Origin of the sequence: Polynucleobacter paneuropaeus (assembly GCF_003261235.1) — a bacterium.
Taxonomy (GTDB): domain Bacteria; phylum Pseudomonadota; class Gammaproteobacteria; order Burkholderiales; family Burkholderiaceae; genus Polynucleobacter; species Polynucleobacter paneuropaeus.
In genome coordinates, this window is the sequence record NZ_CP030085.1 from 843,838 (window position 1) to 865,566 (window position 21,729).

Below are 21,729 nucleotides of genomic sequence, written 5' to 3' on the forward strand. Positions count from 1 at the left end.
ATGAGTAAAGCATTTGATATTCTCGTGATTGGTGGTGGTCCTGGTGGTTATATTGCGGCGATTCGTGCAGCGCAATTGGGCTTTAATGTTGCTTGTGCAGAATCCAGCGCCTATGATGACCCTAAGGGTGAGCCTCGTTTGGGGGGCACCTGCCTGAATGTAGGCTGCATACCCTCTAAAGCCTTGTTGGCGTCTTCCGAAGAGCTTGAAAAGATCGAGCACCATGCCGCAGACCATGGCATCAAGGTTGGTTCGGTCAGCATGGATACCAAGAAAATGATTTCTCGTAAAGATGAGATCGTGACCAAGATGACTGGTGGCATTCAGTATCTGTTCAAGAAAAACAAGATTACTTTGTTAAAGGGCCATGCTTCATTTGCCGGCAAAGATGCTAGCGGCTATCAAATTCAGATTGATGGCAAGGAAAAGGAAACGGTTACGGCAAAGAATGTCATCATCGCTACAGGTTCAAAAGCCCGTCATTTGCCAGGTGTCGTTGTCGATAATCAGTTGATCTGTGATAACGAAGGCGCTCTCAAGTTTGATGTAGCCCCCAAGAAATTAGGTGTGATTGGAGCTGGCGTAATTGGCCTCGAGTTGGGTTCAGTTTGGCGCCGCTTAGGTGCAGAGGTCACAATTCTAGAAGCTATGCCAAGCTTTCTCGGTGCATGCGACCCTGGTATCGCCAAAGAAGCACAGAAGTTATTTGCCAAGCAAGGTCTCAATATTCAGACTGGCGTAAAGATTGGCGAAGTGAAGGCTGATAAAAAGGGCGTCTCTATTCAGTACGTCGATAACACCGGTAAGGCTCAAAAGCTAGACTGCGAGCGTTTGATTGTTTCCGTTGGACGCGTACCCAATACTGATAAGTTGGGCTTAGACAAAATAGGCTTGAAGGTCGATGAGCGCGGCTTTATTCCAATTGATGATCACACCTGTGCAACGGCTGCGTCTGGCGTCTATGCCGTCGGTGACGTTGTCCGTGGGCCAATGCTGGCCCATAAAGCTGAGGACGAAGGTGTTTTGGTAGCCGAGATTATTGCTGGTCAAAAACCCCACATCGATTACAACTGCATACCCTGGGTGATTTACACCGACCCTGAAATTGCCTGGGTTGGTAAGAACGAACAGCAACTCAAAGATGAAGGTCGCGCATACAAAGCCGGTCAATTTCCATTTGCTGCCAACGGCCGTGCTTTAGGAATGGGGCGCTCCGATGGTTTTGTGAAAGTCCTAGCCGATGCGAAGACGGATGAGATTCTCGGTGTTCATATCATTGGCCCTAACGCATCTGACTTAATTGCCGAGGCAGCAGTTGCTATGGAATTTAAGGCTGCAGCGGAAGATATTGCTCGGATCTGTCATCCACACCCAAGTTTATCTGAGGTGGTGCGTGAAGCGGCACTTGCAGCAGATCAACGCGCCTTAAACATGTAATTGAAAGCCATCGAGTACTACCAACAAGAGTTAAAAGCGCACGGGTATCATACCGATCCCGCGCAGCTTCGTGCAATTGAGCGTTTGCAAGCATGCGAAGATGAGTGGGTAGACTACAAGCATGTTCGTAGCAACGAACTCAAAAAGAAACTCTTTAAACCTTCTTTACCCCGGGGCGTTTACTTATGGGGTGGTGTAGGACGGGGTAAATCTTTTTTAATGGACTGTTTTTTTGCAGCCTCTCCTTTAGAAAAAAAGATCCGTATCCATTTTCATGAATTCATGCGTGAAGTTCATCGTGAATTACATGAGCTATCTGGGTTAGCAGATCCGCTGGATGCGTTAGCAATCCGGATTTCAAAACGCTACCGACTCATTTGTTTTGATGAGTTTCACATTAACGATATTGCTGATGCAATGATCCTTTATCGTTTACTCAAGGCTTTGTTTGAGGATCGTGTGCAGTTTGTGATGACCTCAAACTATCGACCTGACCAACTGTATCCAGATGGTTTGCATCGAGATCGGCTCTTGCCAGCGATTCGTTTGTTGGAAGAAAAGCTCGACGTTTTAAATGTGGACGCAGGCAATGACTACCGTCGCTTACAAATGGAGCAGGTAGATGCTTACTTGACCCCCATTACTTCTGAGACCGATCTTAAACTCTTGAATATGTTTTATGCTTTGATCGGTAATCGAGCCGAAGATCCCAATCCCATTTTATATATTGAGTCACGAGAATTGCTCCCCCTTCATATGGGTGACGGAGTGGTGTGGTTTGATTTTGAGACGCTCTGTTGTGGGCCACGCTCTCAAAACGATTATTTAGAGATTGCTAAACAATTTCATACGGTGATTCTGTCTGGGGTACCTTATATGCCACCCCGTTTAACGAATGAAGCCCGCCGCTTTATTTGGTTGGTCGATGTCCTGTATGACAATAAAAATAAGTTGATTATTTCAGCGGCTGTGCTTGCTGCAGAGCTGTATACCGAGGGGCAAATTACCGCTGAATTCTCAAGAACCGTGTCTAGATTGATTGAGATGCAGTCTAGAGACTACCTAGATGCGCCTAGGCGTATCCATTCGAGCGCCTTGACCTAAAATAGCGCTATGACCCGTATTTCTGACCTCAATGCTGATTTACATTGCCACTCTGTGGTTTCTGATGGCACCTTAACACCCGAAGATTTGGCGCAGCGCGCCTATGCTAATGGCGTGAGGCTTTGGTCTTTGACTGATCATGATGAATTGGGTGGTCAAGAACGTGCGCGTGCAGCGGCTCAGGCGATTGGTATGGCATATGTTGGAGGCGTGGAGATTTCAGTAACTTGGATGGGACAGACCATTCATATTGTTGGCCTTGGAATTGATGAGAAAAACCCTGCGTTACTAGAGGGTCTGCGGTTGACTCGAGATGGTCGCGGCAAACGCGCTCACCAAATTGCTGATGCTCTAGCTCAAGTTGGTATTGATGGTGCCTATGAAGGCGCGTTGCATTTCGCAGGTAATCATGATTTGATTTCGCGTACGCACTTTGCTCGATTTTTAGTGGAGCGGGGAGTGTGTCGCAACACTGAAACCGTTTTTCAGAATTATCTGGTTGAAGGCAAGCCCGGTTTTGTGCCACATCAATGGGCCAATCTAGAAGATACTGTGTCATGGATTAAGCAAGCGGGTGGCGTGGCAGTGATTGCACATCCTGGCCGCTATGATTTTACGTCCACACAAATGGATCAGCTCTACGAGCGTTTTAAAGACTTTGGCGGAGTAGGGATTGAAGTCATCACCGGTAGCCATAGCCCAGACCAGTATCAAACCTACGGCAAAATTGCAGAGAAATATGGTTTTATGGCCTCACGTGGCTCCGATTTTCATGATCCAAAGGAAAGCCATATCGACTTGGGGACACTGCCATTGTTGCCGAGTAATCTAACGCCTGTTTGGTCGGTATTTCACTAATGAATCACATTATCAATAAAGATCCCCATGTTTGCTGAACGCGTTCTCTCTGGCATGCGCCCAACGGGCAATTTGCACCTTGGGCATTACCATGGCGTATTGAAGAACTGGGTCCGTTTACAAGCGGAGTATCCCTGTTTCTTTTTCGCTGCAGACTGGCATGCGCTAACTACGCACTATGAAACCCCAGAGGTGATTGAGCAGTCTGTTTGGGATATGGTGATTGATTGGTTAGCAGCAGGTGTTGATCCGAATCAGGCAACCCTGTTTATTCAAAGTAAAGTGCCCGAGCATGCTGAACTTTTCTTGTTGCTGGCAATGGGAACCCCGTTAGGCTGGTTGGAGAGAGTGCCCACCTATAAAGATCAGATCGAGAAGCTGAAAGAAAAAGATCTGCAGACCTACGGTTTCTTGGGCTACCCTTTATTACAGTCCGCCGATATTCTCATCTACCGCGCCCAATTCGTGCCTGTTGGTGAAGATCAAGTGCCTCACGTAGAGATGACCCGCGAAGTAGCGCGTCGCTTTAATTATCTCTATGGTCGTGAAGCCGGCTTTGAAGAAAAAGCGCTAGAGGCAGTCAAAAAACTGGGTAGCAAACGCGCTAAGATGTATGCAGAACTCCGAACGGCTTATCAAGAACGTGGAGACGATAGTGCTCTAGAACAAGCGCAAGCACTTTTGCAGGATTCGCAAAGTCTATCGATGGCAGATCGCGAAAGATTGTTTGGTTTTCTGGAGGGTGCGCGCAAAATTATCCTGCCAGAACCTCAGGCCCTATTAACTGCTGCCTCAAAAATGCCTGGCCTTGATGGTCAGAAGATGTCGAAGTCTTATGGCAATACGATTAGTATTCGTGAAAAACCTGAAGAAATTATTCGCTCAATGCGCACGATGCCTACTGATCCTGCGCGAGTTCGCAGAACCGATGCGGGCGATCCTGCCCGTTGTCCTGTTTGGCAATTTCATACTGTGTATTCAGATGAAGCGACAAAAGCATGGGCTGAGAAGGGGTGCAAAAGTGCAGGAATTGGCTGCCTTGAGTGTAAGCAGCCTGTGATTGATGCGATATTGGCCGAACAACAACCCATGTTTGAGCGTGCCCAGAAATATTTAGATGATCCTAGCTTATTGCGCTCAATCATTGCCGATGGTTCCGATAAAGCACGTAAGGTTGCTCAAGAAACCATGCGTGAGGTTCGTGAAGCCATGGGCTTAGCTTACGACTAGACTTGAATTCAAGTCATACTGCTCTTGAAGTAGCGTCTCCTTGGATTAGACGCTTTACTCCCGCAATCCCACTAAATGGTCTGGTTTTAGATTTAGCCTGCGGCTCTGGTCGACACTCTCAACTGTTAGTCGAAGCGGGGTATTCTGTTTTGGCAGTAGATCAAAATATTGAGGCGATTAGTCAATTCAAGCACCCTCATTTAGCGGTGGAATGCCTGGATTTAGAGGGTGGGATCTGGCCATTACTCGGTAAGCAGTTTGTCGGAATTGTGGTCACCAATTATCTGTATCGACCCTACTTAGCGGAATTACCCAGAATGCTGTCAGATGGTGGGGTTTTGCTTTATGAAACCTTTGCGCAAGGTAACGGGGAGTTTGGGAAGCCATCCAACCCTGATTTCCTCCTAAAAACAGGGGAATTACTCTCGTTTTCTGCCCAGAATGGCCTGAAAGTTCTGGCTTATGAGCATCTTTATATTGACGACCCCAAGCCCGCCATGATTCAGAGGCTTTGCGCTGTAAAAGGCGATTTACAGGGGCGCATTCCGTTACAATTTCGAGGTTAAACACCTATCTATATGGCATCTACCTAGTGAGCAGCACTTCCTTAAATCAAGCCAATAAAAAACCCATTGCTGGCAGCATGGTGGCGATTGTTACGCCCATGCTGGAGGATGGCAGTCTTGATTTCCCAGGTTTACGCTCCTTGCTCGACTGGCATGTCACTGAGGGTACTGATGGAATTGTGATCGTTGGTACTAGTGGTGAGTCACCAACCGTTTCGGTTCAAGAGCATTGTGAGTTAATCAAAGTGTGCGTTGAGCATATTGCCGGCCGAATTCCGGTGATTGCAGGTACGGGCGGTAATTCGACTAGTGAGGCTATAGAGCTCACCCAATATGCCAAGAAAGTCGGCGCTGATGCGAGTCTTCAAGTAGTTCCTTATTACAACAAGCCAACCCAAGATGGCATGTATGCCCACTTTAAAAAGATCGCAGAGTCAGTCGATTTGCCAGTCATTTTGTATAACGTGCCTGGCCGAACTGTAGCTGACTTAGCCGGCGAAACCGTCGTTCGATTGGCACAAGTACCAGGAATGATTGGCATTAAGGATGCGACCGGAAATCTAGAGCGCGGCATGGCTTTAATTGCCGATCTGAAACGCGCAGGCCAAGAACAATTTGCCGTTTTTTCGGGCGATGATTTAAGTGCTATCTTATTAATGCTAATGGGCGGCAAAGGCAATATTTCTGTCACAGCCAATGTTGCACCACGCTTAATGCATGACTTGTGTAAATGCGCCATGTCTGGTGAGCTCACTCGTGCCCGTGATCTGCAGTATCAATTGCTTGCACTGCATAAAGCCATGTTCATTGAAGCAAACCCCATTCCAGTTAAATGGGCCTTACATGAGATGGGCAAGATTGGCCCCGGAATTCGTCTACCTTTAACTCCTTTGAGTGTTGCCTTGCGTGAACCTTTAAAGATCGCATTGAAACAAGTCGGTTTACTATGAAGAGCGCTATGCCATTTTTGACTCGTAATATTTCCTGTTTGGCCATATTGGCTATTTTGATTTCCGCCTTAGTAGGGTGTAAGACCATTACAAGTAGCGATACAGTGGACTATAAGAGAAGCTCTGGAGAAGTGCGTGGCCCCAACCTATCTTATCCACCTGACCTCATTACTGCTCAAGCAGATCGTCGCTACGTTGTTCAAGATGGTACAGCTACGATGTCCGAGTATGTTGCAGCAACCAAGAAAACAGCCCAGTTACGCGCTAATGTGATGACTGGTATTCCAGGCATGCGCATTGCCCGTGATGGTGATCGTCGCTGGCTAGTAGTAGAAAAACCCGCTGCTGAGTTATATCCCCAGATTAAAGACTTCTGGCAGGAGAATGGTTTTTTATTAACAACGGATTCTCCCTCTACCGGAATCATGGAAACCGATTGGGCTGAAAATCGTCCTAAGATTCAACAAGACTGGATTCGCTCTACTATCAACAGTGCTCTCGATTCCATTTCTGATACGGGTGAGCGGGATCGATATAAAACCCGTCTTGAAGTGGTTAAGCCTGACGAGACAGAGGTATACATCACCCAAAAAGGTGCTCTTGAAAAATGCGTGAGCGATTCTTCTGGTAATTGTCTTTATACAATTTGGACGCCTCGCCCGACTGATCCTGAACTAGAGGCCGTCTTCTTACAGCGCCTGATGGAGCGTTTAGGTATGACTCAAGAAATGGCCAAGGCCCAAATGGCAGCGCCTGTAGTGGCTAAAACACCGAAGGCAAACTTAGTGCAAGAAGGTAATGCAGCTCACATTGAAGTTGGCAACGGCTTTGATCGTGCATGGCGCGATGTCGGCTTAGCGCTGGATCGCTCTAACTTTACCGTTGAGGATCGTGATCGCTCCAACGGTATTTATTACGTTCGCTATGTAAATCAAAAGGAGACCAGCGAAACAAAAGGTTTCTTCTCAAACTTATTTAGTAGTAAGGATGATTCAGCATTAAAGGCGAAGAAGTATCGGGTGATAGTGAAATCGACAGGGGACACAAGCTGTAGCGTATATGTGCAGGATGCCGATGGCAAACCTGAAAATACGCCTGCTGGTTTGCAACTCTTAACCTTACTTACGGATCAGCTAGGTCGCTAAGTCGAACCCATCTGCTTTAATACAGACGTAAAAAAAGCCGCTCGAAAGCGGCTTTTTCTTCAAGAAGGAAATTACTTCTTGTCAGCAGCAGGAGCAGCAGGAGCAGCAGCCGGTGCAGCAGCGGCTGGAGCATCAGCAGCAGGTGCAGCAGCAGGAGCTGGAGCAGGAGCTGGTTCTTCTTTTTTACCGCAAGCAGCTAAAACGATTGCCAACATAGCAGCGAGTACGAGTGACTTCTTCATTTGTAATTTCCTCTTAAAAATAAATATCAATTACCGGTAATTGGTGACGGACTATACGAAGGGAAAATCCCTAAGTACTTTCCTGTATTTATTATAGCTAGCTCTTTGTTACCGCTTAATAAATTCGAGCCAGCCAGATAGGTAAGCTTCTAGGAGGCTGTTATGGGCTTTTTTTCCGATAGCATGGCCCGCGGGAAGTGCCTTGAATTTACTCAGTTTTTTCCAAGCGTCCTGAATTTCCTGTGCCTCATTTTGGGTCATGTTTTCCCCATTACAAAACACGGTTTCCCCATAGCTCAAAATCCGAGTCTGAGGATGGGGCACAAGAGTCAGTTTTAATAAATTCTGAGCAAATGCAAATGGCGTCACATGCGACTTGCTTGCAAAAATCGCTTGCGGTTTGGGTTCGCTCAAATAGGCTGCTATTCCTGGAAGAAAGGTATCAATCTCTTGCAGTTTGAGGGTGCGCAGTTTCTCTTGAACCTGTTTAATGAGTTCGTCAGGTAATTGTTCGGCCTTCTCAGTGGCATTTTGTAAAGGATCGGCAAAGTATGTTGCTAAGTGCGGCAGATCTTCTAAAGATTCAGCAAGACGCCATAGCCCCTCTTGTAACAACTCTTTATAACTGGGCGACCGAAATCCAACTGACCATGTTTGGCAGCCTGGATCAAGCGCAATCCCTTCATGGGCAATATGCGGCGGCAAATAGAGCATATCGCCTGGTTCTAAATCCCAAACGTACTCCGCTTTAAAGTTCTTCAAGATTTTTAGTGGCAGCGATGGCTTCAGACTTAAGTCGGTTTGTTCAGAAATCTTCCAACGCCTTCTCCCGGACATCTGAATTAAAAAGACGTCATACGAATCGAAATGGGGCCCAACTCCGCCACCAGGACCTGCAATACTAATCATTAAATCGTCAAGACGCGCATCCGGAATAAACCGAAACCACGAGAGGATCTTGGCAGCAGCAGGGTGTATTGCCTCCATGCCCTGAAGTAGGATGGTCCAATCGGTATCTTCTATCTTAGGGATGTCTTTTTTGCTCAGCGGACCAGCAGAAAGACGCCAAGGTTTCGAGTGAACCAGACGCGATTCACAATCTGCCGATTGGGCAAATTGAAAGAGGGTCTGTGCAGAAATCGGACTATCTAAGGGAGTATTTTGAGACTTGGCTAAGCTATAAGCAGGGATGGCGCCTCGCACGAGTAAGGGCTTTTTATGCCAAAACACCTTCATAAACTCCTGAGGGCTTCTACCGCCCAATAGAGCCCAGTTTTGGTCAATTGGCAGCGGTTTTGGGGGGATAGGTGGCTCGTAAGGCTTACTCAAGTAAAATGTTTCCTATATCAAAAGTAGTACTGTAATAGCACTGAAAAGTCCGCATGAAGATCGATAAAAATACTGTTGTATCCCTACGTTATAAATTAACCGACGCACAAAACAATGTCATTGAAGAACCTGATTCTCCGATGGTATACCTGCATGGCGGTTACGAAGGGACTTTTCCGAAGATTGAAGCGATCCTGGAGGGTCAGAATATTGGTTTTGAAACCACTGTGCAACTAGAGCCTACTGAGGCCTTTGGTGAATACAACCCAGAGTTGCTCAAGATTGAACCCCGCACACGTTTTCCAGAACCACTAGAAGTCGGTATGCAGTTCGAGGGCGTTCCTGAAGAAGATAGTGAAGAAGATACGGATTTATTGGCGGCCGAAGAAGACGAAGATGATTCACTGATCTATACCGTAACCGACGTTGCAGATAATCAAGTGGTGTTGGATGGCAATCATCCTTTGGCAGGCATGGCGCTTCGCTTTTGGGTACAAGTGCAAGATATTCGCGCTGCTACCGATGAAGAAATTGCTAATCGTCATCCAGCAGGCGCAGAGAGTTTTACCTTTGGCATGCCCAACGAAGAAGATGGTGAAGAGTCTGATGCTGACGACTTTATTTCTATTGCTTCAGGCGCAGGTAGAAGCAATCCCCGCACTCTGCATTAATTATTCTTTAAGCCATTCTTTGATGGCATCAAGATCACGTTTCGTATCGCTCTGAGTGCTGGATTCATTGCCGATTGATTTGTTGCCTAACTGAGCCAAGGCTTTTTCTAGAGCAGCAATTTTGCTTTCTTGCTCAAGACTTGCATCAATCAAGCCCTTTAAAGCCATCGACACTGGATCATCGACATTAGGCGTAATGCCGTACGCAGAAAAGTAAGCCTTGCTGTCTGTAGCTTGGGTTTGCGGTAAATCTGGATGCAAAATACGAGCAGGAACGCCTACTGCAGTAGCGCCCGCAGGAATTTCCTTTAGGACAACTGCATTTGAACCAACCCGAGCGCCGTCGCCAACCATGAAGCCGCCCAATACTTTTGCACCAGCGCTAATGACAACTCCTTTGCCTAGAGTGGGATGACGTTTAACTCCCTTATAGAGTGAAGTGCCACCAAGCGTTACTCCTTGGTAGATGGTGCAGTCATCACCAATTTGCGTAGTCTCACCAATCACAATACCTAGACCGTGATCTAAAAATACCCGGCGTCCAATTTTGGCAGCTGGATGGATTTCAATGCCGGTGATGATGCGAGCAAGCAAAGATAAGAAGCGAGCCAGCCACTTAAAGCCAATGATCCATAAAAAATGATAGATGCGATAAAGAAAAATCGCATGTAAACCTGGGTAGCAGGTGATGACCTCAAAACGATTCCGTGCCGCAGGATCGCGCGCAATGATGGAGTCAACAGTCTCAAAAAGGGTATTCAACATAGCTTGATTCTAATGGTTTGGGCTTATTTTCTCAGGAGCATCTGTTTTGCGATTCCCCGCAGCAGATCAATTTCCTCTTTATGGAGTCTAGCCCTGGCAAAAAGAGCTTGTAAGCGGGGCATGAGTTTTTTGGGATTTTGAGGATCAAGATAGCCCAGGGCAATCAAGCCTGCTTGCCAATGCTCCAACATCGCCGCAATGGCAGCAGGGTCTGCAAACTCAGCCAGATCCTCACGAGACCCTGAAAATAGTGCATTCCCGGAACCTGCTAATTGGCCAAGCGCCTCTTTAAGGCTAAAGGCGCAGACCATGACCGCTTGAGCCAAATTAAGGGAAGGGTAGGCTGGGTTGGCGTCTAGCCAAACGCGATGGGTGCAAAGCGCTAAATGACTGTTATCAAGACCAGTGCGCTCGGGACCAAAGAGCAAAGCAACCGACTGGCCTGCATGAACTGTTTTTGCAATTAAATTTTTAGCTACTTGCCAATTGAGGGCCGGCGGACCAAATTCGCGGTCTCGACTCGTGAGCCCTAATACGAGGGTGCAGCCTTGGACTGCTCCATCAAGAGTTTGGAGTTCTTCGCTAGATTGCAAAACATCCGTAGCGCCACTAGCAAGCGCAATGGCCTCAGGATCTTGGGCAATTTGCCTGTGTTTGGGATTAACCAATAGCAAATGGTCAAAAGCCATTGTTTTGAGTGCGCGGGCTGCAGAACCGACGTTGCCAGGGTGGCTGGTTTCCACCAAGACCCAGCGGATCAATTCAGCATTTTGAGAAATCATGGAGTTTAGTTGGCTAGCAATGTGGGCAATCGTTTAGAATCAAGCTATTAGCTCGTTATTGTCCTTCAGTTTCTATTGGAATTTGCAATATTTCGGGTCCGCTCTTATTTAATTTGTCCATACACTATGCATCCCATGTTAAATGTGGCCATTAAGGCTGCCCGTCGTGCCGGTACCGTAATTAATCGGGCCTCTCTCAATTTAGAGCGTTTGCAGGTTGATCGTAAACAGCACAATGATTTTGTGACTGAAGTGGACAAAGCTGCAGAAGCAGCAATCATTGAAACCCTAAGCGAAGCCTATCCAACTCATGGATTCTTGGCTGAGGAAACCGGCTCTCAAAATAGTGGCTCTGATCACATTTGGATTATTGATCCATTGGATGGTACAACCAACTTCATCCATGGATTTCCACAATATGCAGTATCAATCGCACTCGCAGTCAATGGTGTCACCCAACAAGCTGTTGTGTATGACCCAACCCGTGATGAACTCTTTACTGCCACCCGTGGAGCGGGAGCCTACTTAGATCGTCGCCGCTTACGCGTAGCCACGCAAGATCGTTTAGCAAACACTTTATTAGGTACTGGCTTTCCATATCGGCAAGATCAAGATCTTGAGACCTATCTGAAAATCTTTGCGGAGATGTCCCGCCAATGCGCAGGCCTACGTCGTCCTGGTGCAGCAGCCCTTGACTTGGCTTATGTGGCTGCTGGTCGCTACGACGGATTCTTTGAGAGTGATCTCAAGCCCTGGGATATGGCAGCGGGAGCCTTGCTGCTTACTGAGGCAGGCGGCTTGATCGGCAATTACCGCGGCGAAGAGGGCTTCTTGGAGAGTGGTGAAGTCATGTGTGCGAACCCCCGAATTTTTGCCCAAATGGCGCAAATTCTATCGCGTTACTCCAAGTACTAAGTAAAGCACTCAGTACATTACTGAGCCAGCTTATTTCACTAAGTCTAGATAACGAACACCTTGCTCATTAATGAGTAGGGCGCTGGCTTTTGGTAAAACGCTTTCAGGATGATCTAAATCCCAATCCGATAGAACCCAACGCTGCCAACGGGTATCACCTAGTTGTTCATGATGATGATTTGGCATGTGGGTGTGGCCATGAATCAAGCGATCAATCGAATGTTTCTCGATGAGAGAGGCACAGGCGCCAGTAGTCACATCCATTTGTACAGATCGGTTTGCTGGAGCATAGCGAGTTGCTCTCTGGTACTTCAGGGCACTGTTACGACGTAGTTGGTTTGCAATCGAGCGGCGCCATTGCAAAGGAAATTGTAAGAATAGTTTTTGCACCCAGTGCTTACGAGTCCATTTACGAAAGACTTGATAACCCATGTCTGCGGTGCATAAAGCATCACCATGACTCAATATATAGTCTTGACCTGCAATGCTGACGGAGGAAGGATCGGGTAATAAGGTCATCCCCGTTTTCTTGAGGTAGTCAGGGCCGAGTAAAAAATCCCGATTGCCATGCAAATAAAAGAGCTTCACTTTGGTTGATAACAATGCCAGAGCACTCCGGACTTCTTGCTGAAAAGGCGAGCCTGTATTGGCGTCATCTCCTAGCCAATACTCAAATAAATCACCCATAATAAAAACTGCCTCTACTGACCCAGTTTCTTTTTGACAAAAGTCAAAGAAGCACTGAGCCGTTTGAGGCATGGAGGGGGTCAGGTGCAGATCAGAGATCAGCAGGGCGCTTTGACATTGCACGCTCATGCTTCGATGACGCTGGCCTTTTCAATGATTACGTCTTCTGCGGGGACATCTTGATGAAAGCCTGCATTACCAGTTTTTACTTTGCGAATCATATCAACTACATCAAGACCATCAGTCACTTTACCGAAGACAGCGTAACCCCAGCCTTGTGCACTAGGCGCAGTATGGTTCAAGAAATCATTGTCATTGACGTTAATGAAAAACTGAGCAGTTGCAGAGTGAGGATCACTAGTGCGCGCCATCGCAACTGTGCCACGTTCATTTTTGAGACCATTATTGGCTTCGTTTTCAACTGGGGCACCAGTGGATTTTTCTTTCATACCAACACCCATGCCGCCACCTTGGATCATGAAGTTATTAATGACTCGATGAAAAATAGTGCCGTCATAATGACCTGCTTTCACATATTGTAAAAAATTCGCGACAGTCTTTGGGGCTTTAACTGCGTCGAGACTGAGAGTGATATCACCCTTATTGGTTTTTAGAAGAACTTTCGCCATTGCTTGGGGTACTTTCCTTGGGGTTGGTCGGTTGTAAATTAGATTGGGGTAATGCGCTATCGGGCTTTTGTTTCAGCATCTCATTGAGTGCTTTGGCGCGATTGATATAAAAGCGTTGATTGGTTCTGGATTGAGACGCATTTTCATAGGCTTTAGCTGCCAAGCGCACATAGACTTCACCCAAGTTGGCAGAGGCGATGGCATAAGTGGGTCGGAGCTTAAGAGCGAGCTCTAAATAATCTCGCGCTTCAATCCATTGACCTTGGTTCGCAGCTAGCGCAGCTAAATTGTTATAAGGCTCTGGCAATTCTGGAAACTGCTGCGTAATTTCAATGAGAGTTTGTTTGGCAGCAGCAAAGTCACGCATCTGAATTTGAATTCTGGCTTTGACATAACGCAACTGAACATTTTTAGGTGTTTTACTGAGTCGTTCATTGATTAAATCAATCGCGGCAGGAAACTGTCTGGCTTTGACAAGCTTTTCAATATCCGAAGGGACACCATTTTTACTGACAGGATCGGGTTCAATAATCAAGAAAGCAAGATAGGGCACCGCTACTGAATCTGCCAATGAGGGGGCTAAAGGTTCGTAGGCGGGATTTGTGCTTAATCTCTGCGGATCTGAAGGCCCGTAAGAGCCTAGATAAGCTTGAGGTGCGCCAGCATTTTGTTGCATCTCTGACTTATTGACCGCCAGTATTTCTGCATCGGCCCTTTGCTGACCTGGGGTGCTGCAGCCTCCGAGGGATAGCAAGGCTATGGTTAGGGCGCTAGTGAGACCAATGCGGGGCGCTAGCGTCAATTTCAGTAAGGGGCGGGAGGTTTGCATAAATAGAAGGGGGTAAAACTGCGGACTCATTCGATATACTCATCAGTCTAACAAATTCGAGTGAATTCCCGCCTTTTATCTGCCTATGCTGCAAATTTATAACACCCTAAGCCGCTCAAAAGAGGTCTTTAAGCCGATTGAGTCGGGCAAGGTCAAGATTTACGTCTGTGGCATGACGGTCTATGATTTTTGCCATATCGGCCACGCTCGCGTCATGATCGTATTTGATATGGTCGTTCGCTGGCTTCGGGCTAGCGGCTACGAGGTGCTCTACGTTCGCAATATCACCGATATCGACGACAAGATCATTAACCGTGCAATCGAGAATAAAGAATCCATTGCAGCTTTAACCAGTCGCCTTATTGATGCTATGCGTGCTGACTCTGATAGCTTGGGATTAATGCATCCTGATCAAGAGCCACGTGCCACCGAATTTATTGGGCAGATGCAAGGCATGATTAGCCGTCTGATTGAGCAAGAGTTGGCTTATCAAGCTGATGATGGCGATGTGAATTTTGCAGTGCGATTGTTTCCAGGTTACGGTAAATTGTCAGGCAAGAGTTTGGATGAACTCCAAGCAGGTGAGCGCGTGACTATTGTTGGAACCAAACGTGATCCACACGATTTTGTGTTGTGGAAGAGTGCTAAGCCTGAAGAGCCGGCAGATACTCGGTGGCAATCTCCATGGGGTGAGGGTAGACCAGGTTGGCATATTGAATGCTCAGCCATGTCTTGCGATCTGCTCGGCGAACATTTTGATATTCATGGTGGTGGGTCAGATCTCCAGTTTCCGCATCATGAGAATGAGATTGCCCAAAGCGAAGGCGCTTTATACGGTAAAGGTCGCGCTCCAAGTGATGAGCCTTTTGTACATTACTGGATGCATAACGGCCACATTCGGGTTAATGAAGAAAAGATGTCTAAGTCTTTGGGTAACTTCTTTCTGATTCGCGATGTTCTGAAAACCTATGATCCTGAAGTACTCCGTTTCTTTATGTTGAGAGCCCATTACCGCAGCCCAATTAATTACAGCGATGCTCAATTAGATGAAGCTCATGCCGGTTTAGTGCGCCTCTACACTGCATTAGCCCATACCCCATCAAGTGATATTGCCATTGATATAGAGTCTACTTGGGTACAGCGTTTTAACGCTGCCATGAATGATGATTTCAATACGCCTGAGGCAATTGCAGTACTTTTTGATCTGGCAAGTGAAATTAATCGTGCAAACGGCAAAGAGAAAGACCAACTTGCCAATACTTTGCGCTCTTTAGCTGGAAGTTTGAATTTTTTACAACGCGAGCCCAATCAATTTTTACAGGCCGGTGCGCGCCATACTGAGAGTGGTTTGAGTGTAGAGCGGATCGAGCTGCAAATTACTGCAAGAGCAAATGCGAAGCAGGCAAAAGATTTTGCAAAAGCGGATGGGATTCGTAAGCAATTACTAGAGCAGGGTGTCGTGCTAGAAGATAAACCTGGCGGTATTACAGAATGGCGCAGACTGTAAGTGACTAAATCAAGCGAAGTCATTCTGGAAGCAGTTGCTCCGCATTATTGGGAACAAGCTTGTAAAGAGTTAATGAAAAATGATCGGATCATGCGCAAACTGATTCCGAAGTTCGGCACTGGTTTCTTGATGACACGTGGTGATCCATTTGTTACCTTGGCAAGATCGATTGTTGGTCAGCAGATTTCAGTATCTGCAGCTCAAGCGGTATGGGATCGGGTGGTGATTGCTGCAAAAAAGAAGATCAATCCGAAAAATATTCTGGCTCTTACTGTGGAAGAATTACGAACTGCTGGTTTATCTGGACGTAAGGTTGAATATATTCAGGATCTTGCAGACCATTTTGTGTCTGGCCGATTGCATGCCAATCAATGGAAAGACATGGATGATGAGTCCGTCATTAAGGAGCTCAGTGAAATTCGGGGTATCGGCCGCTGGACAGCGGAGATGTTCCTCATCTTTAATCTGACCCGACCCAATATTCTTCCTCTCGATGACATTGGGCTGATTAAGGCTATTTCTATCAATTATTTCAGTGGTGAGCCTGTCAGCCGTCATGAGGCCAGAGAGGTAGCTGCCAATTGGGCCCCCTGGCGCACGGTAGCAACGTGGTATTTATGGCGAAGTATCGACCCCATTCCGGTTGAATACTAAAATCACTGTATGAAGACCACTTTTCTAGATTTTGAGCAGTCGATTGCCGAACTCGAATCCAAGATTGAGGAATTGCGTTTTGTGCAGGATGAATCATCGGTAGATATTTCCGATGAAATTAAAACGCTCTCAGAAAAAAGTCTGCAACTGACCAAAGAGGTCTACGAGAACCTCACCCCTTGGCAAGTCTCTCAAGTTGCCCGCCATCCCCAAAGACCTTACACCTTAGATTACGTTACTGCACTCTTCACAGACTTTCATGAGCTACATGGCGATCGCAGCTTTGCTGATGATCAATCGATCATTGCTGGCTTAGCCAGATTTGATGGTCGTGCTTGTATGGTGATTGGTCATCAAAAGGGTAGAGATACCAAAGAGCGTGCATTGCGAAACTTTGGCATGAGTCGTCCGGAGGGTTATCGCAAAGCGATGCGCTTGATGCGCTTAGCTGAAAAATTTGGTTTACCAGTATTTACCTTTGTTGATACGCCTGGGGCATTTCCAGGTATTGATGCTGAAGAGCGCAATCAATCTGAAGCAATTGGACACAATCTCTATGTGCAAGCCGAACTTGAAGTACCTATTATTAGTACCATCATTGGTGAGGGTGGTTCTGGTGGCGCTTTAGCGATTGCCATGGGCGATCAAGTGCTGATGCTCCAAAATTCAACCTATTCAGTGATCTCGCCAGAAGGCTGTGCGTCGATTTTATGGAAGACGGCGGATAAAGCGCCTGAAGCAGCAGAGCAACTGGGCTTAACCGCCCAAAGACTGAAAATGTTGGGCTTAATTGACAAGATTGTTCCTGAACCCATTGGGGGTGCACATCGTGATTACGATGTGATGATGAGCCATATGCGCAAAGCTTTATCTGAATCTTTAAAAACCTTCGATGGTATGAAAGTGGAGGCCTTGTTAGAGCGCCGCCATGAACGCTTGATGAGCTATGGCAAATTCAAGGAAATCACCCCAAAGCCCTAAGCCTGGAAAACGGATCGCGGTTGCCCTCAGTGGTGGTCTCGATTCCGTTGTCTTGCTCGATACTGTATGCAAAGCACAAGCATTTCAGTCACAGAATATTGAAGAAATTTGGGCATTGCATATTCATCATGGTTTACAAAAACCAGCCGATGAATGGCTTGAGTTTTGCGAAAAACTCACTGCTCAGTATCAAAAGAAAAAATATCCAGTCGCTTTCGACTTTCGTCTCCTGCACCTAATTCCTTCAGCCGAGGGGAATATTGAGGCTAGAGCCAGAACAGCTCGCTATGAAGCACTCGCTGATTTATGTGCCGAGCATCAAATCGAAGATCTATTACTTGCTCACCATCAAAATGATCAGGCTGAGACAGTGCTCTTGCAATTGTTGCGCGGTGCTGGTGTTGCAGGCTTATCAGCAATGCCTAGTGAGCGGATGATCAGTGCAGATCAAGGCCCTATTACGATTTGGCGACCTTTATTAGGGGAGAGCAGGGAAGCGCTTGAAGCCTATGCAAAGGCGAATCAGTTGAAATGGATTGAAGATCCTAGCAATCAATCGACTCGCTATCGTCGTAATGCGATTCGTAAAGACATTATTCCGCGCTTGGGAAAAATTCAGCCAGAAGCGATTGCCAATTTGGCTCGTAGTGCGCAACTTCTGGGTGATGCACAATTCCTACTAGATCGTCTCGCTCAAGCAGATGGCAAAACGATTCTGAATCAAGACCATCTCCAACTTAAGCCTCTCCTTGAATTACACAAGCATGATTTACCTGCAGCAAATAATGTGCTGCGCTATTGGCTCAAGCTACAGAACTTAGCTATGCCATCGCAAGAGCGTCTTCAATCCTGGTGGAGTGATCTTCAAACAGTTGGGGCCAATACCCAGCTGAAGTGGTTACATGATGATCATGAGATCGTACTTTGGCGTGGTCAACTTAGCGTTGTCAAAATGCAAGAGCAGCACACTGCAGGGCAATGGGTTTTTACACCGCTACCGTTAAGAAGTAAAACCCTGGGTTTATCGCTAGAGTGGGTGAATCAGGCTAAGGCGTCTGGCAGCATTGAGGAGAAGCAACGTTCGGGTGCGGAGCGCTTGCAACTCAAATCCAAGACGCCGCGTAAAACACTCAAAAATCTCTTTCAAGAAAACGCCATTCCACCCTGGCAAAGGCAGGCGCCCTTACTCTTTATTGATGGGCAATTAATCGCTGTAGCGGGCTTGGGTGTGAGCTTCCCCCATCTCATCGGGAGCGGCAAAAGGGTTTTGCCCGAGTGGCAGCCGGCTCAGTAGCTTCAAAACCTAGTAAAATAGACCCTTTACACATACGGTTATAAACGGTTTTATGGCTTTAATTGTTCACAAATATGGTGGTACCTCGATGGGCTCGGTAGAGCGCATCCAGAACGTGGCCAAACGCGTCGCCAAATGGATACGTGCGGGCCATCAAGTTGTCGTAGTCCCTTCTGCAATGTCTGGAGAGACTAATCGTCTTCTGGGCTTGGCCAAAGACATTAATCCTGATTCTCATCCGCGCGAATTAGATCAAATCGCCTCAACCGGAGAGCAAGTCAGCTCTGGTTTACTCGCCTTAGCATTGCTTAAAGAAGGTATTGATGCGATTAGCTATGCTGGTTGGCAGGTAACGATTCATACGGACTCTGCATTTACTAAGGCCCGTATTATGGGCATTGATGATAAAAAAATTCTAGCCGATCTCAATGCCGGTAAAGCAGTTGTTGTTACTGGATTTCAGGGGGTAGACCCTCAAGGCAATATCACGACACTCGGTCGGGGTGGTTCAGATACCTCAGCTGTAGCAATGGCCGCCGCTCTCAAAGCTGACGAGTGCTTAATCTATACCGATGTGGATGGTGTCTATACAACGGACCCTCGGGTGTGTGAGGATGCTCGCCGTCTTGATCACATTACCTTTGAAGAGATGTTAGAGATGGCCAGTTTAGGCTCTAAGGTTTTGCAGATACGCTCAGTTGAGTTTGCAGGCAAGTACAAAGTTAAAACCCGGGTTCTGTCTTCATTGACAGACCCATTGATGCCGCTTGATCAAGAGATGAAGTCGGGCACCTTAATTACTTTTGAAGAGGACAGCACTATGGAAGCCGCCGTTATTTCCGGAATTGCTTTTGCACGCGATGAAGCCAAGATTACCGTATTGGGTGTTCCAGATCGACCTGGAATCGCATATCAAATTTTGGGACCAATTGCAGATGCCAATATTGATGTCGATATGATTATTCAGAATCAATCCGTGGATGGCATTACTGACTTTACATTCACAGTGCCCCGTGCGGATTATCAAAAAGCCATGGACTTGTTGAAGAATAAAGTGCAGTCGCATATTCAGGCTAAGGAGATTACTGGCGATCCAAAAGTTTCTAAAGTCTCGGTAGTGGGCGTTGGTATGCGTTCGCACGTTGGCGTGGCTAGCAAAATGTTCCGCACCTTATCGGAAGAGGGCATCAATATTCTGATGATCTCTACCAGTGAAATCAAAATCTCAGTCGTATTGGATGAGAAATACCTAGAATTAGCCGTTAGAGCTCTGCACAAGGCATTTGAGCTAGATCAGCAGTAAGTTCCGTATTTAGCGGTTATCCGTTAAACTGTGTGCGCTTTAGAAGTTCGTTTTATGAAATACGGAGACGTGGCCGAGCTGGTCGAAGGCACTCCCCTGCTAAGGGAGCATCGGGGCTAAAACTCTGATCGGAGGTTCGAATCCTCTCGTCTCCGCCAAGGATTCATTGAAGAAAACGGGCATTGAGCCCATTTTGCGGGCATTTCAGGGTAGCTTTTGTGACAGGCTTCCCATTTTTTCCTTGATAATGAGCCCCATGGCTGTTTATCTCTCGTTTATACGTCTTGTAGCTTTGTTGGGCATTGTGATTGCCGGCCTCTTCGGTTGCGCAGCTGGCCCCGACTTTAAGGAGCCTCCTGCTCCAAAAGTTTCTCGTTATACCGAAAAGCCTATTCCGACTAAATTGGCTACTGCACCAGATGTTCCTGGTGGTACACAGCAAGAGCTAGAGGAGAATGGCGATATTCCTGCGCAATGGTGGGCTTTGTACAAGTCACCAGAACTAGAAGCGCTGATTCAGAAAGCTTTAGAACAAAATCCCACACTTGGTGCAGCGGATGCCGCCTTGCGTTCTGCCCAGCAAAATCTGTATGCGCAAATTGGCGGACAGTACTTTCCAGCATTTAGTTTGAATGGTTCAGGATCAAGACAGCAGGTGCCACCTGCTGCTTACGGACAAACCGGGCCTACCAGTATTTATAACTTGTATAACGCCAACGTGGGTGTCACTTATAAATTAGACGTCTTTGGTGGTGCGCGCCGAACTGTAGAAAGTGCCAGAGCGCAAGCTGAGTATCAGCAATATCAACTAGAGGGCGCATACCTCTCTCTGACCTCAAATATTGTGACCTCTGCAGTTAAAGAGGCGGCCCTAGAAGCTCAACTCAAAGCGACCCAAGAAATTTTAGATTCACAGAAAAAACAGGCGGCTATTACTGAAAAACAGTTGATCATCGGTACGGCATCCAAAATTGATGTGTCATCACAAGAAACTTTGGTGTCTACCTCTGAAGTCGACCTGATTAACTACGAAAAGAATTTATCCATCATTCGTAATCAGTTGGCGGTGTATGTTGGAGAGCAACCTAGTAGCGCAAACATTACTGCTTTTAATCTAAGTACTCTGAACTTACCAGAAAAGATCCCTTTGTCTTTACCTTCTAGCTTGGTACGTCAACGTCCAGATGTGAAGGCGGCAGAAGCGAACCTGAAATCAACTAATGCCTTGGTTGGTGTAGCTACAGCGAACTTATTGCCCCAATTTAATATCACTGGCGCGATAGGCACTGAAGCCCTAACCGCAGGTGCTTTATTTGGCCCCAGTGCTGCCTTATGGTCTGTAGGTGGGGCAGTGTTTCAGCCCTTATTCCAAGGCGGTCAGTTGATAGCGCAACGTCGTGGTGCAGTAGCCAATTATGAGCAAGCGGTCTATCAATATCAAGCTACTGTATTGAGCGCATTCCAGCAGGTAGCAGATGCCTTAAAGGCATTAGAAACCGGGGCAAGAGCCTTGCGCTCAGCTTCTAATGCAGAACGATATGCCTATGAGACTCTCAAGTTATCTGAGATCCAATACAAACTGGGCACTACGAGTTATTTCCAAGTACTTTATTATCAGACTCAATATCAGCAGGCCAAGATTAAGTCGATACAAGCACAAGCAAACCGATTCGCTGATACTGCCGCCTTATTTGCTGCCCTTGGTGGTGGATGGTGGAATCGGACTGAGCCTGCCTTTCAACCTAAAGCCAACGTAAACGAAAATCAAAATGACACGCCTTGAAACACTAAAGCTTCGATTGATTACGCTCGCCAAGCAGGCGCAAGCCTGGGTAATCCAGCAATGGACAG

Annotated in this window: 22 protein-coding genes and 1 tRNA gene; 16 read left to right on the forward strand and 7 right to left on the reverse strand. The window is 46.8% G+C overall.

The genetic code is table 11. The features are described from left to right. From lpdA to bamC, 7 genes are all read left to right on the forward strand, one after another. On the forward strand, window positions 1-1,437 hold the full coding sequence (lpdA, locus tag Pas1_RS04510) for a dihydrolipoyl dehydrogenase (RefSeq protein WP_112294623.1): 1,437 nt from the start codon (window positions 1-3) through the stop codon (window positions 1,435-1,437). Further along, entirely contained in the window at window positions 1,438-2,541 is a 1,104-nt protein-coding gene (gene zapE / locus Pas1_RS04515; protein ID WP_112294624.1) for a cell division protein ZapE, read from the forward strand. A gap of 9 nt (window positions 2,542-2,550) precedes the next feature. Then, window positions 2,551-3,399 carry a 3',5'-nucleoside bisphosphate phosphatase gene (locus Pas1_RS04520; protein WP_112294625.1) on the forward strand — a complete coding sequence of 283 codons (849 nt, stop codon included), beginning with the start codon at window positions 2,551-2,553 and terminating at the stop codon, window positions 3,397-3,399. A 27-nt stretch (window positions 3,400-3,426) separates the two neighbouring features. Continuing rightward, on the forward strand, window positions 3,427-4,629 hold the full coding sequence (locus Pas1_RS04525; RefSeq protein ID WP_112204151.1) for a tryptophan--tRNA ligase: 1,203 nt from the start codon (window positions 3,427-3,429) through the stop codon (window positions 4,627-4,629). 2 nt (window positions 4,630-4,631) lie between these two features. Then, window positions 4,632-5,195 carry a class I SAM-dependent methyltransferase gene (locus Pas1_RS04530; RefSeq protein WP_225971654.1) on the forward strand — a complete coding sequence of 188 codons (564 nt, stop codon included), beginning with the start codon at window positions 4,632-4,634 and terminating at the stop codon, window positions 5,193-5,195. Between the two features lie 77 nt (window positions 5,196-5,272). Next, on the forward strand, window positions 5,273-6,145 hold the full coding sequence (dapA, locus tag Pas1_RS04535; protein ID WP_112295163.1) for a 4-hydroxy-tetrahydrodipicolinate synthase: 873 nt from the start codon (window positions 5,273-5,275) through the stop codon (window positions 6,143-6,145). Window positions 6,146-6,153: 8 nt separating this feature from the next. Then, window positions 6,154-7,290 (forward strand): outer membrane protein assembly factor BamC, encoded by a 1,137-nt coding sequence (gene bamC, locus Pas1_RS04540; RefSeq protein ID WP_112295165.1) that lies wholly within the window; start codon window positions 6,154-6,156, stop codon window positions 7,288-7,290. 71 nt (window positions 7,291-7,361) lie between these two features. On the opposite strand, the gene Pas1_RS09690 is transcribed toward bamC, so the two are convergent. Then, complete coding sequence (locus tag Pas1_RS09690) at window positions 7,362-7,532, reverse strand: hypothetical protein (RefSeq protein ID WP_168183332.1); 171 nt, start codon at window positions 7,530-7,532, stop codon at window positions 7,362-7,364. Between the two features lie 108 nt (window positions 7,533-7,640). After that, window positions 7,641-8,768: a cupin domain-containing protein gene (locus tag Pas1_RS04545; protein ID WP_225971655.1), complete on the reverse strand. Its 1,128-nt coding sequence runs from the start codon at window positions 8,766-8,768 to the stop codon at window positions 7,641-7,643. A 146-nt stretch (window positions 8,769-8,914) separates the two neighbouring features. Here Pas1_RS04545 and Pas1_RS04550 point away from each other — a divergent pair, with 146 nt between their 5' ends. Beyond that, window positions 8,915-9,532 (forward strand): FKBP-type peptidyl-prolyl cis-trans isomerase, encoded by a 618-nt coding sequence (locus Pas1_RS04550; protein WP_112294627.1) that lies wholly within the window; start codon window positions 8,915-8,917, stop codon window positions 9,530-9,532. Here the strand turns inward: Pas1_RS04550 and cysE are convergent, their stop codons facing one another. Then, on the reverse strand, window positions 9,533-10,297 hold the full coding sequence (gene cysE, locus Pas1_RS04555; RefSeq protein ID WP_112204145.1) for a serine O-acetyltransferase: 765 nt from the start codon (window positions 10,295-10,297) through the stop codon (window positions 9,533-9,535). Between the two features lie 23 nt (window positions 10,298-10,320). Further along, entirely contained in the window at window positions 10,321-11,079 is a 759-nt protein-coding gene (locus Pas1_RS04560) for an RNA methyltransferase (RefSeq protein WP_112238249.1), read from the reverse strand. Between the two features lie 126 nt (window positions 11,080-11,205). On the opposite strand from Pas1_RS04560, the gene Pas1_RS04565 reads away from it, so the two are divergent. Then, window positions 11,206-11,994, forward strand: a complete 789-nt coding sequence (locus Pas1_RS04565; RefSeq protein WP_112204141.1) for an inositol monophosphatase family protein — start codon at window positions 11,206-11,208, stop codon at window positions 11,992-11,994. Window positions 11,995-12,024: 30 nt separating this feature from the next. Here the strand turns inward: Pas1_RS04565 and Pas1_RS04570 are convergent, their stop codons facing one another. Genes Pas1_RS04570 through Pas1_RS04580 form a run of 3 tightly spaced genes read right to left on the reverse strand, consistent with a single transcriptional unit; the run spans window position 12,025 to window position 14,139 of the window. Then, entirely contained in the window at window positions 12,025-12,810 is a 786-nt protein-coding gene (locus tag Pas1_RS04570; RefSeq protein WP_112204139.1) for a UDP-2,3-diacylglucosamine diphosphatase, read from the reverse strand. Further along, window positions 12,807-13,310, reverse strand: a complete 504-nt coding sequence (locus Pas1_RS04575; RefSeq protein ID WP_112294628.1) for a peptidylprolyl isomerase — start codon at window positions 13,308-13,310, stop codon at window positions 12,807-12,809. The genes Pas1_RS04570 and Pas1_RS04575 overlap by 4 nt, the downstream gene beginning before the upstream one ends. After that, entirely contained in the window at window positions 13,282-14,139 is an 858-nt protein-coding gene (locus Pas1_RS04580; protein ID WP_112204135.1) for a tetratricopeptide repeat protein, read from the reverse strand. Before Pas1_RS04580 ends, Pas1_RS04575 begins: the two co-directional genes overlap by 29 nt. Window positions 14,140-14,224: 85 nt before the next feature. Here Pas1_RS04580 and cysS point away from each other — a divergent pair, with 85 nt between their 5' ends. The 7 genes from cysS (at window position 14,225) to Pas1_RS04615 (ending at window position 21,661) form a co-directional block, all read left to right on the forward strand. Beyond that, entirely contained in the window at window positions 14,225-15,646 is a 1,422-nt protein-coding gene (cysS, locus tag Pas1_RS04585; protein ID WP_112294629.1) for a cysteine--tRNA ligase, read from the forward strand. Continuing rightward, window positions 15,647-16,300, forward strand: coding sequence for a DNA-3-methyladenine glycosylase family protein (locus tag Pas1_RS04590; RefSeq protein ID WP_112294630.1), 654 nt, complete (start codon window positions 15,647-15,649; stop codon window positions 16,298-16,300). Between the two features lie 9 nt (window positions 16,301-16,309). Continuing rightward, window positions 16,310-17,281, forward strand: a complete 972-nt coding sequence (locus tag Pas1_RS04595; protein WP_112204129.1) for an acetyl-CoA carboxylase carboxyltransferase subunit alpha — start codon at window positions 16,310-16,312, stop codon at window positions 17,279-17,281. Further along, on the forward strand, window positions 17,247-18,575 hold the full coding sequence (gene tilS / locus Pas1_RS04600; RefSeq protein WP_112294631.1) for a tRNA lysidine(34) synthetase TilS: 1,329 nt from the start codon (window positions 17,247-17,249) through the stop codon (window positions 18,573-18,575). Before Pas1_RS04595 ends, tilS begins: the two co-directional genes overlap by 35 nt. A gap of 52 nt (window positions 18,576-18,627) precedes the next feature. After that, window positions 18,628-19,878, forward strand: coding sequence for an aspartate kinase (locus tag Pas1_RS04605; RefSeq protein ID WP_112238239.1), 1,251 nt, complete (start codon window positions 18,628-18,630; stop codon window positions 19,876-19,878). A gap of 63 nt (window positions 19,879-19,941) precedes the next feature. Then, window positions 19,942-20,036: transfer RNA gene (locus tag Pas1_RS04610), tRNA-Ser, on the forward strand. A 98-nt stretch (window positions 20,037-20,134) separates the two neighbouring features. After that, complete coding sequence (locus Pas1_RS04615) at window positions 20,135-21,661, forward strand: efflux transporter outer membrane subunit (RefSeq protein ID WP_112294632.1); 1,527 nt, start codon at window positions 20,135-20,137, stop codon at window positions 21,659-21,661. The last annotated feature ends 68 nt before the right edge of the window (window positions 21,662-21,729 follow it).

Excerpts from the sequence above, each read along its gene's own strand:
- Pas1_RS04605 (WP_112238239.1), top strand. The coding sequence starts at position 18,628 with ATGGCTTTAATTGTTCACAAATATGGTGGTACCTCGATGGGCTCGGTA.
- tilS (WP_112294631.1), top strand. The coding sequence starts at position 17,247 with ATGGCAAATTCAAGGAAATCACCCCAAAGCCCTAAGCCTGGAAAACGG.
- Pas1_RS04565 (WP_112204141.1), top strand. The coding sequence starts at position 11,206 with ATGCATCCCATGTTAAATGTGGCCATTAAGGCTGCCCGTCGTGCCGGT.
- cysE (WP_112204145.1), bottom strand. The coding sequence starts at position 10,297 with ATGTTGAATACCCTTTTTGAGACTGTTGACTCCATCATTGCGCGCGAT.
- dapA (WP_112295163.1), top strand. The coding sequence starts at position 5,273 with ATGGTGGCGATTGTTACGCCCATGCTGGAGGATGGCAGTCTTGATTTC.
- Pas1_RS04545 (WP_225971655.1), bottom strand. The coding sequence starts at position 8,768 with ATGAAGGTGTTTTGGCATAAAAAGCCCTTACTCGTGCGAGGCGCCATC.
- Pas1_RS04525 (WP_112204151.1), top strand. The coding sequence starts at position 3,427 with ATGTTTGCTGAACGCGTTCTCTCTGGCATGCGCCCAACGGGCAATTTG.
- bamC (WP_112295165.1), top strand. The coding sequence starts at position 6,154 with ATGCCATTTTTGACTCGTAATATTTCCTGTTTGGCCATATTGGCTATT.
- Pas1_RS04560 (WP_112238249.1), bottom strand. The coding sequence starts at position 11,079 with ATGATTTCTCAAAATGCTGAATTGATCCGCTGGGTCTTGGTGGAAACC.
- cysS (WP_112294629.1), top strand. The coding sequence starts at position 14,225 with ATGCTGCAAATTTATAACACCCTAAGCCGCTCAAAAGAGGTCTTTAAG.
- Pas1_RS04595 (WP_112204129.1), top strand. The coding sequence starts at position 16,310 with ATGAAGACCACTTTTCTAGATTTTGAGCAGTCGATTGCCGAACTCGAA.
- Pas1_RS04570 (WP_112204139.1), bottom strand. The coding sequence starts at position 12,810 with ATGAGCGTGCAATGTCAAAGCGCCCTGCTGATCTCTGATCTGCACCTG.
- lpdA (WP_112294623.1), top strand. The coding sequence starts at position 1 with ATGAGTAAAGCATTTGATATTCTCGTGATTGGTGGTGGTCCTGGTGGT.
- Pas1_RS04550 (WP_112294627.1), top strand. The coding sequence starts at position 8,915 with ATGAAGATCGATAAAAATACTGTTGTATCCCTACGTTATAAATTAACC.
- Pas1_RS09690 (WP_168183332.1), bottom strand. The coding sequence starts at position 7,532 with ATGAAGAAGTCACTCGTACTCGCTGCTATGTTGGCAATCGTTTTAGCT.
- Pas1_RS04575 (WP_112294628.1), bottom strand. The coding sequence starts at position 13,310 with ATGGCGAAAGTTCTTCTAAAAACCAATAAGGGTGATATCACTCTCAGT.
- Pas1_RS04580 (WP_112204135.1), bottom strand. The coding sequence starts at position 14,139 with ATGCAAACCTCCCGCCCCTTACTGAAATTGACGCTAGCGCCCCGCATT.
- Pas1_RS04520 (WP_112294625.1), top strand. The coding sequence starts at position 2,551 with ATGACCCGTATTTCTGACCTCAATGCTGATTTACATTGCCACTCTGTG.
- Pas1_RS04615 (WP_112294632.1), top strand. The coding sequence starts at position 20,135 with ATGGCTGTTTATCTCTCGTTTATACGTCTTGTAGCTTTGTTGGGCATT.